Here is a 13408-nt window from a genome sequence, read left to right as displayed (position 1 = left end):
TCGACCCCGAAATCATCGCAGGCGCGGGCATGGCCAGGAAGAAAGCACCCCCTCCCCCCCAATCGAGTCCGGCGCTCCAGGCCAAGCGCCCTCGCAATGCCGCGGCGACGCGCGAAGCCATCCTGCAATCGGCCTTGATCGCCTTCTCGCGCGCGGGCTATGACGGCGTCGGCCTGCGCGAAATCGCTGGCGAAGCCGGCGTCACCGCCATCCTGGTGAATCGCTATTTCGGTTCGAAGGAAGAGATGTTCGCAGAGGCGGCCAAGATCGCCTGCGCCGACCCCAGCCTGTTCGAAGGCGATGCCGCCACCCTTGCCGACCGCGTGGCGCAGGCGATGGTGGCCAACCCTCCCGGCGAGAGCGCTGGCGTCGATCCGTTCCGGCTGATGCTGCATTCGGCCTCCAACCCCAGGGCCGCCGAAATCCTGCGCGAGACCGTCACTGCGCAATTGGAGCGACCGCTTGCCGCCGGCCTGCCCGGAAAGGACCGGCCGGAACGCGCTGCCCTGTTCCTCGCGCTAATCGCCGGCGTTGCGCTGATGCGGGACGTGATCGCCAGTCCCGCCCTCGCCGAGGCCGACCCGTCGGCGCTGGCCAAGCGGCTCGCCCAGATGCTCAAGCCCCTGGTCGACGACAAGCCGACCAAGAAGAGCGACAAGCCCCAGCAACTCAGCCTCGGGTTTTGAGACGGGCTCTAAGCGGTCGGCGCATCGGCCGGAAGCACGACCACGGCCGTCCCGACGGGAACGCGCCGATGAAGGTCGATGATGTCCTGATTGAGCAGGCGCACGCAGCCTGACGACACCATGGTGCCGATCGTCCAGGGCTCGATTGTGCCGTGCAGCCGGTACAGCGTGTCGCGCCCATCCTTGTACAGATAGAGAGCACGCGGGCCGAGGGGATTACCGGGGCCGCCAGGCAAGCCGGCGGCATATTTGGCATAGCGTTCGGGCTGGCGCCGGATCATGTTGGCCGTCGGCGTCCAACGTGGCCATGTAGCCTTGCGGGCGATGGTTGCGCGGCCTTGGAAATTGAAAGCCTCTTCCTTGCCGACACCGACGCCGTAGCGCAGGGCTCTCCCCTCCTCCAGCACGAGATAGGCATAACGAGCGGCAGGATCGACCACGATCGTGCCGGGTTGCTCCTGCGTCGTATAGGCAACCTCCCGGCGCAGATATTGCGGCTTCACGCGGCGCAGATCAATGGCAGGCACGGCGAAGGGCTCTGACTCGATGGCTCCGTAGAGCAGGGCTTGTTCCGGGTCGACCGGCACCTCCTGCATGCTTAGCTCGGGTTTGCGGTCCTGCGCGCATCCAGCAGCCAAGAAAGGCAAACCAATCACAAAACTACGCCTGCTTATCATCATCACGCCTTCCGCAACGCCACTGACACGGCACGGAGGCCATTGAGCCCGATGACACCGCTCGCGTCCATATGTTATGATGCTATGGTAATCATAACCAAGAGGCATGAATGGACATCGCGATCGCCTTGCGCGCTTTCGTCCGTACCGTCGAGCGCGCTTCGGTAACAGCAGCGGCGCGTGACCTTGCCGTCTCGCAGCCCGCCGTCACCAAACATCTGCGCAATCTCGAACGGCATGTCGGCGCGAGACTATTGGAACGGTCCTCGCGCATCGTACGCCCGACACCGCAGGGACAGGCCCTTTACGAAGCGAGCCGAGGTGCTCTCGCTACCATCGACGCGGCCCTGGAAGGTGTCCGGCATGACATGGGGACCATTGAAGGCCCGCTCCGGATGCATGCGCCCTCCTGCATCGGCGTCAGGCACCTGCATCCAATCGTCATGGCATTCCAGAAACGCCATCCCGCCGTTACGGTCGATCTCATCCTTGAGAACCGTGATATCGACCTTGTCTATGAAAACTTCGACTTGGCGGTGAGGTATGGACGCCCCGCCGGCCAGGAACTCATCATCCGCCGTCTCGGCTTGATCCGGCGTATCCTGGTCGCGGCGCCGGGTTTCCTCGCCCGGTTCGGGCCGATCGACACGCCGGAGCGACTGTCGGAAATCAGCATCGTCAGCAGTGCCAGGCTGCTTTCGCCGCGCGACACTCTGGCATTGCAGCATCGCGGCGGCGAAACGCTCGACCTGCCCGCCCAGCCTATCCTGCGAACCAATGACGCCGAAGTCATCACCGCTACGCTCTTGCAAGGGCACGCGGCCGGACCGGTCCAGCAATTGCTGGTGAATGGCGAGCTTGCCGAAGGACGTCTGATCCGGATCCTGCCCGACTACGTCGTCCGCCCAACGGAAGCCTTCCTGGCTTTCCCCTCGGTTCGCTATATGCGTCCCGTGGTACGCGCCTTCACCGACTTCACCATTGCAGCGCTGCGCCAGATCGACGGCATCGACTCGACAGAAAACGATGCATTCCAGCTCTCTTTTGGTCCCGATGCCACGATGCCGGCTCCCTGCGGCATAGAGACGACAATCTAAATACGGCTTGATTGCTATCGGTGTGTTTGCGCAGGGGCGATCGGGCCTCTCCGACTGCAGGCGCCAAAAGAACATGAATTGTTCCGCCCCCTCATGTCGGGTACCTCTTGGTTCGTTCGTCCTTGGCTCAAGAGGAAGCAGACAATGCGATATACGATCCTTTGCTACAATTACGAAGACGTCGTCGGTGCCTGGACCAAGGAAGAGGACGACGCCGTGATGGCACGCCTGCAGAAGGTACATGAAAAGGTCGCCGCGGCGGGCAAGCTTGGCCCGGTGGTGCGGCTGCTGCCGACCACCGCAGCCACCACTTTGCGCAAGACCGGCGGCGATCCCCTGGTGATCGACGGCCCCTTCGCCGAGACAAAGGAGCAATTGCTCGGCTTCTATGTGGTCGACTGCGAAAATCTCGAGGAAGCGCTCGATATCGCCCGTGATCTCGCCAAGGCCAATCCCAGCATCGGTTCCTATGAGATCCGCCCGCTTTCGATCTTCCAGCCCGGGGTACTCGGACAGAAGGCGCATGCAACATGACGGATGCGGCCTGGATCAACAGCGCGCTCGCCTCTGCCCGCCCACAGGCCATGGGAGCGCTGCTGCGCTATTTTCGTGACCTCGACACCGCCGAGGAAGCCTATCAGGAAGCCTGCCTGCGCGCGCTGAAGAGCTGGCCGAAAAACGGCCCGCCGCGCGATCCCACCGCCTGGCTGATCTTTGCCGGCCGCAATTCCGGCATCGACGCCAAGCGCCGCGAGAAGAAGCAGGAAGCCCTGCCGGACGAGGACCAGATTTCCGATCTCGGCGATGCAGAAGCCGAACTCGCCGAACGCCTCGACGGCCAGCATTATCGCGACGACATCCTGCGCCTGCTCTTCATCTGCTGCCACCCCGATCTGCCCGGCACCCAGCAGATCGCCCTTGCCTTGCGTATCGTCTGCGGGCTCAGCGTCAAGCAGATCGCTCGCGCCTTCCTGGTTGGCGAGGCGGCGATGGAACAGCGCATCACCCGGGCCAAGGCGCGCATCGCCAATGCCGACGTGCCTTTCGAGGCGCCGGGCGCGGTGGAGCGCTCGGAGCGCCTCGGTGCCGTGGCCGCCATGGTCTATCTGATCTTCAACGAGGGCTATTCGGCCGGTGTCGAGGATGACGGCAGCCGCGCCCAGCTCTGTGACGAGGCCATTCGCCTCGCCCGCCTGCTGCTGCGCCTGTTCCAGACCGAACCCGAGATCATGGGATTGACGGCGCTGATGCTGCTCCAGCATGCGCGCTCGCCAGCCCGTTTCGACGCCGAGCGCCAGATCGTGCTGCTGGAAGATCAGGATAGGCGCCTATGGAACAGCCAGATGATCGCCGAAGGCCTCGCTTTGATCGACAAGGCCACCCGACACGGCAGCCCCGGCAGCTATCAGCTCCAGGCCGCCCTCGCCGCGGTGCACGCCAGGGCAGCGACGCCTGAAGACACCAATTGGCGCCAGATCGATTTCCTCTATGCGCTGCTGGAGGAGATCCAGCCCTCGCCCGTGGTCACGCTCAATCGGGCCGTGGCCGTTTCGAAGACACAGGGGCCCGAAGCCGCGCTCGCCATGATCGAGCCCCTGGAAGCCCGCCTCTCCGGCTATTTCTACTTCCACGGTCTCAAGGGCGGCCTGCTGTTGAAACTCGGCCGGGGCAAGGAGGCGCATCAGGCTTTCGACCAGGCCATTGCCCTCGCCAGCACCGCGGCAGAGGCCAATCATATCCGCCAGCATCTGGACAGGCTGGTGAAGGACGCCGCGGCGCAGGCATGACGCCATAGGAGCCATGCCGCGCGACAACCTTCTCCCCGGGAGGTCTTCTCACTTTCGTGGGCGCGGCCTCAGATCAGCCCGCCATTGGCCCTCAAGGTCTGCCCATTGATCCAGCTGCCATCCGGGCCGGCCAGAAAGGCGACTGCCGCGGCAATGTCGTCCGGCGTACCGAGCCGCTCGAGCGGCGCCATGCGGGTATAATGCTCGATCAATTCCGCCGATTTGCCGCTGAGGAAGAGATCGGTTGCCGTCGGGCCCGGTGCGACGGCGTTGACCGTAATCGCCCGCCCACGCAGTTCCTTCGCCAGTACGCTGGTCAAGGCTTCGATGCCGGCCTTGGTCGCGGCATAGATGCCGTAGCCTGGCTGGCGCAGGCCGACGACACTCGACGAGAAGTTGATGATGCGCCCACCCGTGCGCAACCGCCGCGCCGCCTCGCGCATGGTGTTGAAGCTGCCCTTGAGATTGACCGACACCAGCCGATCGAAACCGTCATCGTCCGTCTCAGCGAGCGGGGACAAAGCGATGATGCCGGCATTGTTGACCAGGACGTCCACGCCGCCGAAAGCCGCCTGCACCGCCTCGAACATAGCGGCCACAGCCGCGGGATCGCTGACATCGGCCTGCACCGCCAGCGCCCGGCCTCCCGCGCTCTCGATCTCGCGAACCAGGGCCTCAGCCCGTTCAGTGTTGCCGGCATAATTGACGACGACTGCGAAGCCATCATGCGCGAGGCGCCGGGCGATGGCAGCGCCGATACCGCGCGAGGCGCCGGTGACGAGGGCGACTTTGCTGTCATTCATGGTCATTTTGTTCTCCGTGACGTGAGGTTGATCGCTGAAAGGTACTATCCACCTTCTGTCTCTTCGGATAATCATGCGAAATTTGATATGACTATTCGGATACGGGGAACAATGGATCGTTTCGACGCCATCAGGCTCTTCACCCGCATCGTCGAGCGCCGCAGCTTCACCCGGGCGGCACAGGACTTCGGCCTGCCACGCTCCACCGTGACCGAGGCGATCCGTCAATTGGAGACGCGCCTTGGCGTCCGCCTGCTCCAGCGCACCACCCGCGTCGTCACTCCGACACTGGACGGCGAGGCCTATTATCATCGCTGCCTTGCCATCCTTGCCGACATCGAGGATGCCGAAGCGGCCTTTGGCGACACCAAGCCCCGCGGATTGCTGCGCATCGACGTGCATGGCACGCTCGCCCGGCATTTCCTGATGCCCGGCCTCGCCGATTTCCTGGAACGCTATCCGGGCCTGCAGCTCCATATCGGCGAGGGGGACCGCCTGGTCGATCTCGTGCGCGAAGGCATCGATTGCGTGATCCGCACCGGCGATCTCCAGGACAGCTCGATGGTGGCTCGCCGCGTTGCCATGCTTGCAGAGGCCACCTGCGCAAACCCCGCCTATCTCGCCCGCCACGGCGTGCCGGCCACGCCGGACGACCTCGAGGGTCACCGCATGGTCGGCTTCGTTTCCTCGGCGACCGGTAGCGTCATGCCGCTCGAATTTCAGGTGGACGGCACCATACGCCATGTCAGCCTGCCCACTGCGCTGACGGTTACCGGGTCGGAAGCCCTGTTCGGCGGGGCGCTGGCCGGGCTGGGGCTCATCCAGGTGCCGCGTTACCATCTCCTGCCCTATTTCGCCGATGGCAGGTTGATCGAAGTGCTGCCGGCCCACCCGCCGACACCGACGCCCGTCTCCCTGCTCTATCCGCAGAACCGCCAGCTTTCGCCGCGGGTTCGCGTCTTCATCGATTGGGTAGCGAGAAGCTTCGCCGATTGGGCCGATGCCGGGGTGATTTCCCGGTCACCGGGGCCAGCGTGATAGGCTGGCGCCTCCTGTCAGGCGTCAGGTCTTGCGGAAGGTCAGGTTGATGCGATTGCGCCCCAGGCGAGGATGCTGGCCTTCCTTCAGCGGCAGGATGCCGTGATAGGCCAGACGCGCCGGACCGCCCCATACCATCACGTCGCCATGCTGCAGCGGCACCTTGCTCGGCCTGTCGCTGCGTGACAGGCCACCGAACTGGAACATGGCGGGCAGGCCGAGCGAGACCGAGACGATAGGCTTGCTGAAATCGCGCTCGTCCTTGTCCTGATGCAACGACATCTTGGCCCCGGGCTCATAACGATTGATCAGGCAGGCGTCCGGTTCGAAGCCGGGAAATCCTGCCTCCGCCGCCGCCGCGCGTGCGAGGACGGCGAAGGCCCCGGGCATCTCCGGCCAGGGCTGGTCCGTCTCGGGATCTTCCGCCGTGTAGCGATAGCCGCGCCTGTCGGTCACCCAGCCGGCCCGGCCGCAATTGGTCATTGCAACCGACATGGTGAAGCCGCCAGGCGTGACCATATGGCGGAACGGGGCGGCGGCCACCACCGTATCGAGAGCGGCAAGCAGGGCCTCTTCGCTGGCGAGGGCACGGCCGCCGAACAGCACGGCGCCCTCTGCTATGTCGAGGCGGCTGGGCTGGTCGAAGCTGAACAGATCCATCATTTGCTTGTTCTGGCCCATAATCTGGGCGCCTGTGTGACCCAACGGCAGCGTCCCTGCCCTGTTCTCCGACGGCGTTTACAAGCGCTCGATCAAGGCCTTGGCCGCAGTGGGGGCCTTGGGCTTGAAGCCGTTGATCATGAAGACGAAGACGTCGCGGCTGGCCGCCTGGGAGGGTTTCTTGTCCGAGGTCTTGTCGAGATCGGCAGGCTCGCCGCCCTTGGCCCAGGCCTTGGCCCGCTCGGCCCAGTTGTCCAGCGCAGCGGCGGCATAGCCAAGCTCTTCTTCTTCTTTCGCCGCCTGTAGTCGCGCGTAGACAAAGGGAGCCGTGACATCATGGATATGCGGAAAATCCGCCTTGTCGGTCAGGACGATGCCGACATCATAGGCCCGTACCAGCTCGATGAATTCCGGTACATTGAAGCTGTCGTGGCGGACCTCGACGACGTGGCGCAAGGCATGGCCCTCATGGCTCTTGGGCAGGAGCTTCAGGAAGCCCTCGAAATCGGCCGGATCGAACTTCTTGGTGGGCATGAACTGCCAGTTGATCGGCCCGAGCTTGTTCTTCAATTCGACGATGCCGCTGCCGATGAACATGTCGATCGACTTTCCGGCCTCCGACAGCACCTTCTTGTTGGTGGCGAAGCGGTTCGCCTTCATCGCGAAGACGAAATCATCCGGCGTCTCCGCATGCCATTTGGCGAAGCTCTCCGGTTTCTGGGAGCCATAATAGGTGCCGTTGATCTCGATCGCCGTCACCTGGCGGCTGGCGTATTCGAGCTCCCGCTTTTGGGTCAGGTCGGCGGGGTAGAAGCTGCCGCGCCACGGCTCGAAGGTCCAGCCGCCGATGCCGACGCGGATTTGGCCAGTCATGCGAATTCTCCCGATTTGTTCTCGGTCGACAACCGACCATAGCACGCTGAGTCAGGCAACCCGAAACCTCTGGCCTATGAGTGCTCCTTATCCTGCCTGCCCCTGGTTGATCTGCCAGCCCGAAATCCACAATTCACGCAAGCGGTCGCCGTCATGGCGGAAATATTGTCCCGTCGGTGTCAAGGACAAGGCACGATCGACGCGGAAGTTGCGGATTGCGTGGCGAAGTTCGCACCAGGCCACCAGGACGAAGGCCTGCGAATAATAGATCAGCGCGAGCGGGCGGATCGTTCGCCGCGTCTGTTGTCCCTGTTCGTCGCGATAGTCGAGATCGAGCTTCTCCTCGTCGCGGATGGCCCGGCGCACCAGGCCGAGGTCGATGCGCTCGGGCGTCGGCGCGATGTCGCCCCAGGCATGCAGCGTGCGCGAGGAGAACAACTGGCGCAGGGGCTCGGGCACCGCACCCGCCAGTTTCGCGCCGGCTCGCCGCGAGGCCTGCGTCAGTTCGGGATCGCCGGCGCGTTCGATCAGGGCCAGGCCGAGCATCACCGCCTCGGTCTCCTCGATCGAGAACATCAAGGGCGGCAGGTCGAAACCCGAGCGCAGGACATAGCCGATGCCCCGTTCTCCCTCGATCGGCACCCGCATGGCCTGCAGTGCGGCGATGTCGCGATAGATCGAACGCATGGTGACTTCCAGGGCCTCCGCGATGGCGGCGGCCGTGACCGGTTTCCTCGCCAACCTGAGAATCTGGATGATCTCGAACAGACGTGCCGCCTTGCGCATGAGACCCCTTCACAACTGACACATCCTTGTCAGTTGCCTCTCTCTATAGAGGCAACCAACCCTTTGAAAAAGCGGCGAGGATGTCAGCGAACAGGCCTCGCCCCTGGCTGGCAACTGACATGACCTATACCGACAATCTCTGGCTCTTCCTCATCCTGCTCGCCGGCATCATCATCGTACCGGGCATGGATATGCTCTTCGTACTCGCCAATGCCCTGACGGGCGGACGGCGCGCGGGCCTTGCCGCGACCACGGGCATCATGGCAGGCGGCGTCTGCCATACCTTGTTCGGTACGGTCGCCGTCGCCGCCCTCAGCCGGCTGGTCCCGGCCCTCGCCACCGCCATGATCGTGGTCGGCTCTGCCTACATGATCTGGATCGGCATCCGGCTGCTGCGCAGCTCGATCACCGTCGGCGAGGTCGAAACCGGCCACGCTGCGGCGCTGGCGCGCATATTCGGTCAAGGGCTGATGACCTGCCTGCTCAATCCGAAAGCCTGGCTGTTCGTGCTGGCGGTCTATCCGCAATTCCTCAACCCGCGCTTCGGGCCGCTCTGGCCCCAGGCTGTGGTGATGGGCCTGATGACGGTGCTGCTCCAATTTGCCGTCTATGGCGGACTGGCCCTGATGGCCGCCCGCGGGCGCGACGCCCTGACGTCGAGCCCCGCCCTCACCATTTGGGCCGGGCGCAGCGTGGGATTGCTGCTGGTGGCGATTGCGGCCTTCGGCCTCGCCCACAGGCTCCCCAGCCTGTGATACCAGGTTGCCGAATTGTTGACCCGTTGGTGCGAAAGGCTCTGTCATCCCCGGCGGGGTCTTCGACCCTGGGAAGGGGATCCAGGGGCTAAAGGTCGCGTCCCATGGCCCCTGGATTCCCTTCCCCTCGCCACGCTCGGCCGGGAATGACAGCGCCCGCATTGCAGGCATCGGTCAAACATTATGCGACCTGGTATAAGCGCCGCCTCAGCTCCGGCGCGCGTCCCTCGTCAAGGCGGCGAGAGCGAACTCGACGGTCTGACGCAGGCTCTGCGTGTCCGCACCGGCCTTGCCGCTGACCTTGAGGCCGCGCAGGGTCGCCTGAATGAAACGCGCGGCCCCTTTGATATCCGTGGCCGTACCGATTTCGCCCTCTGCCCTGGCCTTGCGCAGGCTGCCCTCCAGCGCCGCATCGAGCGCGGCCTCGCTCTCGGCGAGCATGCCGGCGATTTCTTCGTCGTTCCGACCGAACTCGACGATCGCGCCGACATTCATGCAACCGAGTGCCCGGAAGGAGGGATCGGCTTCCGCCACCGCCAGCAGCATCCGGCGGATCCCGGCGAGGGGCGATGCTTCCGCGTCGAGCTGCGCCAGCTGATTGGCGAGATTGACCGCCTGATAGCGCCCGAGCGCCTCCAGATAAAGGCGGCGCTTGTCGCCGAACGTGTCATAGAGGCTCTGGCGGCCGATCTTCATCGCCACAAGCAGATTGTCGGTGGATGCCGCCTCGAAGCCCTTGGCCCAGAATACGGCGGTGGCGCGCTTGAGCGCCTCGTCACGATCGAATTCTTTCGGTCTTGCCATGTCAGCAGAAACACCGTTTCGGACAGATTTGTCAATAATTTTGTTGCAATGCACAAGAGCAGGAGTCGTTCCTACCAGATCGGTCCGGCTAAGACCCGCTGTCGCCGGACATCACGCGCTCTCCCCATCGACTTTCGATCGCCGCAAATGTTGGGAACAACGCAAGACAACTCAAGCCGATATGCGGGATGTCGGCATGCAGCAGCGGCACCGTGAACGAGTGCCACCATCGTCCCTCCCCAATCCCCATCGGATGGCCGAGGCCTCCAAGGACCTGAAGGGTCTCGATGGTCGGCACGACCGGCCTTCCCGTCTCGCCGAAGGCGAAGACCTGCTCAACGATGAAAATCGCCGCCAACAGAGCCATCAATATCCAGACAAAGACCTGCCTTCTCAATTTGGCCGCTCGTTCCGGCGTCGACAATTCCGCCGCGGACAACCGCGGCGCATGGAGGATCTTCTCCATCTGCCCGGCAGCGCCGAAACGACGCCCGAACAGGGACAAGGGCCAAGCGCGGCGCTTCGAAACGTCGACGGCGATTGCCCTGGTGGCATAGCCCTTGCCACGGCTCTTATGGCCCGAGAGGCGGGACTTGTCTGTTCGGCCGATCGCACGAGAGCCGATCTCATAGATCGTGATTGCGAGTTTTGCGGAAGCCGGCAGCGAGCCGGCGATATGCCGCGCAAGACCCGCGAGGCTCTGCGCCGGCATGGTGAAGATCTTGCCCTCTGCGCTGTCGCAGTTGACGATCGCGGCAATAGAGACACGGTTGCCGGCCGATCTGGTCAGCACATAGTCGCAGTGCTGCAGCAGCTCCTCCGATTGGGGCAAGGCTCCCAGCCTGTAGCCACGTTTGGCGACCAGATAGCGAGCGTAATAGCGGAAAAAAGGTTCGCGCTCCGTCGCAGACTCTTCCATCGGTTAGCCATTCCTCTCCCGCCCGCTTCTGCGATGTTTGCATGAGCGCCTGTCTGTTTGGCAATACGGATTCGGGCGCCGACGCGCGCGCCTGCCGGGTTTGTTGCGGCGAGCAATCATCCTCCGGCGGACACTGCAGGTAGGAAGAGCACTGGCCTGCCGTGAAAGGCCAATAACGCCGTCTCCACCGCTCATGCGCTCGCCGTCATGCCGGAAACGCGCAGCAGTATCGCGTGATCGCCCTCGCAATTGCCGATGATTTGCTGTATTGGGCTCCTCCATCAGTGAAATCCTGCAGAAGTGGACGCTGGCGCGCGGACTTTATTCCCGTGGGCGCGCCGCCCCCGACCCGGCATTTCACATGACCGGTTTTCCTCATCGACAGGCTTTCCCCGTGACCCTTCCTTCCCTGAACCCGGCCCTTCGCCAGGCTCTGACCGATCGCAATTACGAAGAACTGACCCCGGTTCAGTCGGCTGTGCTGGCCGATCACGCCGCTGACCGCGACCTGCTCGTCTCCGCCCAGACCGGCTCGGGCAAGACGGTCGCTTATGGCCTGGCCATCGCACGCGACCTGCTCGGTGACGATGAGCGCTTCGAACAGGCCGATGCGCCCCTCGCCCTCATCATCGCTCCGACCCGCGAACTCGCCATCCAGGTCGAGCATGAATTGCTCTGGCTCTACCAGAAAGCTGGCGGGCGCGTGGTTTCCTGCGTCGGCGGCATGGACCCGCGCCGCGAGCGCCGCCTGCTCGCCGACGGCGCCCATATCGTGGTCGGCACGCCCGGCCGCCTGCGCGATCACATCGAGCGCAAGGGCATCGATCTGTCGGCCCTGCGCGCCGTGGTGCTCGACGAGGCCGACGAGATGCTCGACCTCGGCTTCCGTGAGGATCTCGAATTCATCCTCAAATCCACCCCCGACGACCGCCGCACACTCCTCTTCTCGGCAACAATGCCCAAAGGCATCGTCGCCATCGCGCGCACCTATCAGAAGGACGCATTGCGCATCGAGGTGAAGACCGCCGAGCGCGGCCATGCCGACATCGAATACCGCGCCATCCGCGTCTCCCCCAAGGAGACCGAGCACGCTGTCGTCAACCTGCTCCGCCTCGTCGCCTCCCCCACCACGATCGTGTTCTGCAATACGCGCGAATCCGTGCGCCATCTGCATGCGACCCTGCGCGAGCGCGGATTTTCAGCCGTTCTGCTCTCGGGTGAACTCGGCCAGCACGAGCGCAACCAGGCGCTGCAGGCCCTGCGCGACGGCCATGCCCAGATCTGCGTCGCCACCGACGTGGCGGCGCGCGGCATCGACCTGCCCAATCTCGGCCTGGTCATCCATGCCGACCTGCCCACCGACGCCGAGAAACTGCAGCATCGCTCGGGCCGCACCGGCCGCGCCGGCCGCAAGGGTATCAGTGCCCTGCTGGTGCCGATGTCGCGCCGCCGCAAGGCCGAGATCATGCTCAGCCAGGCTGGCGTGAAGGCCCAGTGGATGGGCCCGCCGACCGCCGACGAAATCCGCGTGCTCGACCAGCAGCGCATGCTGGAAGATCCGCTGCTGACGGAAGCTCCCGGCGAGGAAGACCTGGCCATCGCCAAGCTGCTGCTCGAAAACCGCAGCGCCGAGGACATCGCTGCCGCGCTTGCCCGCGTCTACCGTTCGCGCCTGCCCGAGCCGGAGGAGATCAGCGATCCCGGTGACAGCTTTGAGCGACGCGACCGCAAGCCGTCGCGTTTCGAGCGCGACGATCGCTATGGCCGCGACGAGCGTCCTTCCCGCTTTGAGCGCGACGACCGTCCCGAACGCTCCGAGCGCCCGCGTCGCTTCGAGCGGGACGAGGCGCCGTCCGATCCCAATGCCGTGCTGTTCCGCCTCTCGATCGGGCGCCGCAACAATGCCGATCCGAAATGGTTGCTGCCGATGCTCTGCCGTCGCGGCGGCGTAAAGCGCCGCGACATCGGCAACATCAAGATCCTCGACAATGAGACCGTGGTGGAGATCGCCAAGGACGCTGCCGAGCACTTCGCCGCCAATGCCCGCCGGCCGGACGAGGAGAACATCCGCATCCAGCCTTATCGCGATCGTGGCGGCGAGGAGGCCCCGCGCGAGCCAAAGCCCCACCGCAAGGGCCCCAAGAAGCCTTGGTCGGATGAAAAGAAACCTTGGTCCGACGAGAAGCCCGGCAAGCGGCGCGGGCGCGAGGGGTAAGACAAGCCGAGTGCTCGCAACATCCCTCCCCAGCTTCGTGGGGAGGGAGTCGCGCCTCATCCTGCAAGCCTCCTTCTCGAATCTCCCCTTGCATTTCCTTCGCCAAGCGCCTATTTGCGCCCCGCACTTCGTCATCCCGCCACAAGGCACCGGACCCATGCGGACGTCATCGTCGATATCGCTGATGATCCCGAGGAATATCGATTCCTCGGCCGCACGCGCTTTGCCCTAGGCCGGACCGAAATCACCTGAGATCGAGCCAGCCCGGACGCAAGAGCGGTTCCGGGCACTTTTTTGGCTCTCGTGGT

General features: G+C 64.3%; 14 protein-coding genes. 7 read left to right on the top strand and 7 right to left on the bottom strand.

What is annotated here, in order from left to right; all coding sequences use genetic code 11:
- Positions 1 to 29: 29 nt before the first annotated feature.
- Positions 30 to 686: a TetR/AcrR family transcriptional regulator gene (locus U1R88_RS18980; protein ID WP_322432655.1), complete on the top strand. Its 657-nt coding sequence runs from the start codon at positions 30 to 32 to the stop codon at positions 684 to 686.
- Positions 687 to 694: 8 nt separating this feature from the next.
- On the opposite strand, the gene U1R88_RS18975 is transcribed toward U1R88_RS18980, so the two are convergent.
- Positions 695 to 1366 (bottom strand): L,D-transpeptidase, encoded by a 672-nt coding sequence (locus U1R88_RS18975; protein ID WP_322432654.1) that lies wholly within the window; start codon positions 1364 to 1366, stop codon positions 695 to 697.
- A 107-nt stretch (positions 1367 to 1473) separates the two neighbouring features.
- Between U1R88_RS18975 and U1R88_RS18970 the strand changes: the two genes are divergently transcribed.
- The 3 genes from U1R88_RS18970 (at position 1474) to U1R88_RS18960 (ending at position 4247) form a co-directional block, all read left to right on the top strand.
- Positions 1474 to 2460, top strand: a complete 987-nt coding sequence (locus U1R88_RS18970; protein WP_322432653.1) for a LysR family transcriptional regulator — start codon at positions 1474 to 1476, stop codon at positions 2458 to 2460.
- A 144-nt stretch (positions 2461 to 2604) separates the two neighbouring features.
- Positions 2605 to 2994 (top strand): YciI family protein, encoded by a 390-nt coding sequence (locus U1R88_RS18965; protein ID WP_068291451.1) that lies wholly within the window; start codon positions 2605 to 2607, stop codon positions 2992 to 2994.
- Positions 2991 to 4247: an RNA polymerase sigma factor gene (locus tag U1R88_RS18960; RefSeq protein WP_068291449.1), complete on the top strand. Its 1257-nt coding sequence runs from the start codon at positions 2991 to 2993 to the stop codon at positions 4245 to 4247. Before U1R88_RS18965 ends, U1R88_RS18960 begins: the two co-directional genes overlap by 4 nt.
- A gap of 68 nt (positions 4248 to 4315) precedes the next feature.
- Here the strand turns inward: U1R88_RS18960 and U1R88_RS18955 are convergent, their stop codons facing one another.
- Entirely contained in the window at positions 4316 to 5056 is a 741-nt protein-coding gene (locus tag U1R88_RS18955; protein ID WP_322432652.1) for an SDR family oxidoreductase, read from the bottom strand.
- Between the two features lie 105 nt (positions 5057 to 5161).
- Here U1R88_RS18955 and U1R88_RS18950 point away from each other — a divergent pair, with 105 nt between their 5' ends.
- Positions 5162 to 6088 carry a LysR family transcriptional regulator gene (locus U1R88_RS18950; RefSeq protein WP_322432651.1) on the top strand — a complete coding sequence of 309 codons (927 nt, stop codon included), beginning with the start codon at positions 5162 to 5164 and terminating at the stop codon, positions 6086 to 6088.
- A gap of 24 nt (positions 6089 to 6112) precedes the next feature.
- Here the strand turns inward: U1R88_RS18950 and alkB are convergent, their stop codons facing one another.
- From alkB to U1R88_RS18935, 3 genes are all read right to left on the bottom strand, one after another.
- Positions 6113 to 6751, bottom strand: a complete 639-nt coding sequence (alkB, locus tag U1R88_RS18945; RefSeq protein ID WP_322432650.1) for a DNA oxidative demethylase AlkB — start codon at positions 6749 to 6751, stop codon at positions 6113 to 6115.
- A 75-nt stretch (positions 6752 to 6826) separates the two neighbouring features.
- Positions 6827 to 7621, bottom strand: coding sequence for a DUF72 domain-containing protein (locus U1R88_RS18940; RefSeq protein ID WP_322432649.1), 795 nt, complete (start codon positions 7619 to 7621; stop codon positions 6827 to 6829).
- Positions 7622 to 7708: 87 nt separating this feature from the next.
- Complete coding sequence (locus U1R88_RS18935) at positions 7709 to 8407, bottom strand: helix-turn-helix transcriptional regulator (RefSeq protein ID WP_322432648.1); 699 nt, start codon at positions 8405 to 8407, stop codon at positions 7709 to 7711.
- 119 nt (positions 8408 to 8526) lie between these two features.
- Here U1R88_RS18935 and U1R88_RS18930 point away from each other — a divergent pair, with 119 nt between their 5' ends.
- Positions 8527 to 9162 (top strand): LysE family translocator, encoded by a 636-nt coding sequence (locus U1R88_RS18930; RefSeq protein ID WP_322432647.1) that lies wholly within the window; start codon positions 8527 to 8529, stop codon positions 9160 to 9162.
- Positions 9163 to 9369: 207 nt separating this feature from the next.
- Here the strand turns inward: U1R88_RS18930 and U1R88_RS18925 are convergent, their stop codons facing one another.
- Together U1R88_RS18925 and U1R88_RS18920 are read right to left on the bottom strand one after the other, a co-directional pair.
- Positions 9370 to 9966, bottom strand: a complete 597-nt coding sequence (locus U1R88_RS18925) for a TetR/AcrR family transcriptional regulator (protein ID WP_322432646.1) — start codon at positions 9964 to 9966, stop codon at positions 9370 to 9372.
- A gap of 88 nt (positions 9967 to 10054) precedes the next feature.
- On the bottom strand, positions 10055 to 10885 hold the full coding sequence (locus tag U1R88_RS18920) for a rhomboid family intramembrane serine protease (protein ID WP_322432645.1): 831 nt from the start codon (positions 10883 to 10885) through the stop codon (positions 10055 to 10057).
- A gap of 394 nt (positions 10886 to 11279) precedes the next feature.
- Between U1R88_RS18920 and U1R88_RS18915 the strand changes: the two genes are divergently transcribed.
- Positions 11280 to 13100 carry a DEAD/DEAH box helicase gene (locus U1R88_RS18915; protein ID WP_322432644.1) on the top strand — a complete coding sequence of 607 codons (1821 nt, stop codon included), beginning with the start codon at positions 11280 to 11282 and terminating at the stop codon, positions 13098 to 13100.
- Positions 13101 to 13408: the final 308 nt, after the last annotated feature.

This window comes from Labrys sedimenti (assembly GCF_034424805.1).
In the GTDB taxonomy this organism is placed as follows: domain Bacteria; phylum Pseudomonadota; class Alphaproteobacteria; order Rhizobiales; family Labraceae; genus Labrys; species Labrys sedimenti.
Note: the sequence above shows the minus strand (reverse complement) of the source record. Positions and strands in the feature narration are given on the sequence as shown.

Bases quoted from the DNA above. Each gene is read 5' to 3' on its own strand.
- U1R88_RS18980 (WP_322432655.1), top strand. From the start codon at position 30: ATGGCCAGGAAGAAAGCACCCCCTCCCCCCCAATCGAGTCCGGCGCTC.
- U1R88_RS18975 (WP_322432654.1), bottom strand. From the start codon at position 1,366: ATGATGATAAGCAGGCGTAGTTTTGTGATTGGTTTGCCTTTCTTGGCT.
- U1R88_RS18970 (WP_322432653.1), top strand. From the start codon at position 1,474: ATGGACATCGCGATCGCCTTGCGCGCTTTCGTCCGTACCGTCGAGCGC.
- U1R88_RS18965 (WP_068291451.1), top strand. From the start codon at position 2,605: ATGCGATATACGATCCTTTGCTACAATTACGAAGACGTCGTCGGTGCC.
- U1R88_RS18960 (WP_068291449.1), top strand. From the start codon at position 2,991: ATGACGGATGCGGCCTGGATCAACAGCGCGCTCGCCTCTGCCCGCCCA.
- U1R88_RS18955 (WP_322432652.1), bottom strand. From the start codon at position 5,056: ATGACCATGAATGACAGCAAAGTCGCCCTCGTCACCGGCGCCTCGCGC.
- U1R88_RS18950 (WP_322432651.1), top strand. From the start codon at position 5,162: ATGGATCGTTTCGACGCCATCAGGCTCTTCACCCGCATCGTCGAGCGC.
- alkB (WP_322432650.1), bottom strand. From the start codon at position 6,751: ATGATGGATCTGTTCAGCTTCGACCAGCCCAGCCGCCTCGACATAGCA.
- U1R88_RS18940 (WP_322432649.1), bottom strand. From the start codon at position 7,621: ATGACTGGCCAAATCCGCGTCGGCATCGGCGGCTGGACCTTCGAGCCG.
- U1R88_RS18935 (WP_322432648.1), bottom strand. From the start codon at position 8,407: ATGCGCAAGGCGGCACGTCTGTTCGAGATCATCCAGATTCTCAGGTTG.
- U1R88_RS18930 (WP_322432647.1), top strand. From the start codon at position 8,527: ATGACCTATACCGACAATCTCTGGCTCTTCCTCATCCTGCTCGCCGGC.
- U1R88_RS18925 (WP_322432646.1), bottom strand. From the start codon at position 9,966: ATGGCAAGACCGAAAGAATTCGATCGTGACGAGGCGCTCAAGCGCGCC.
- U1R88_RS18920 (WP_322432645.1), bottom strand. From the start codon at position 10,885: ATGGAAGAGTCTGCGACGGAGCGCGAACCTTTTTTCCGCTATTACGCT.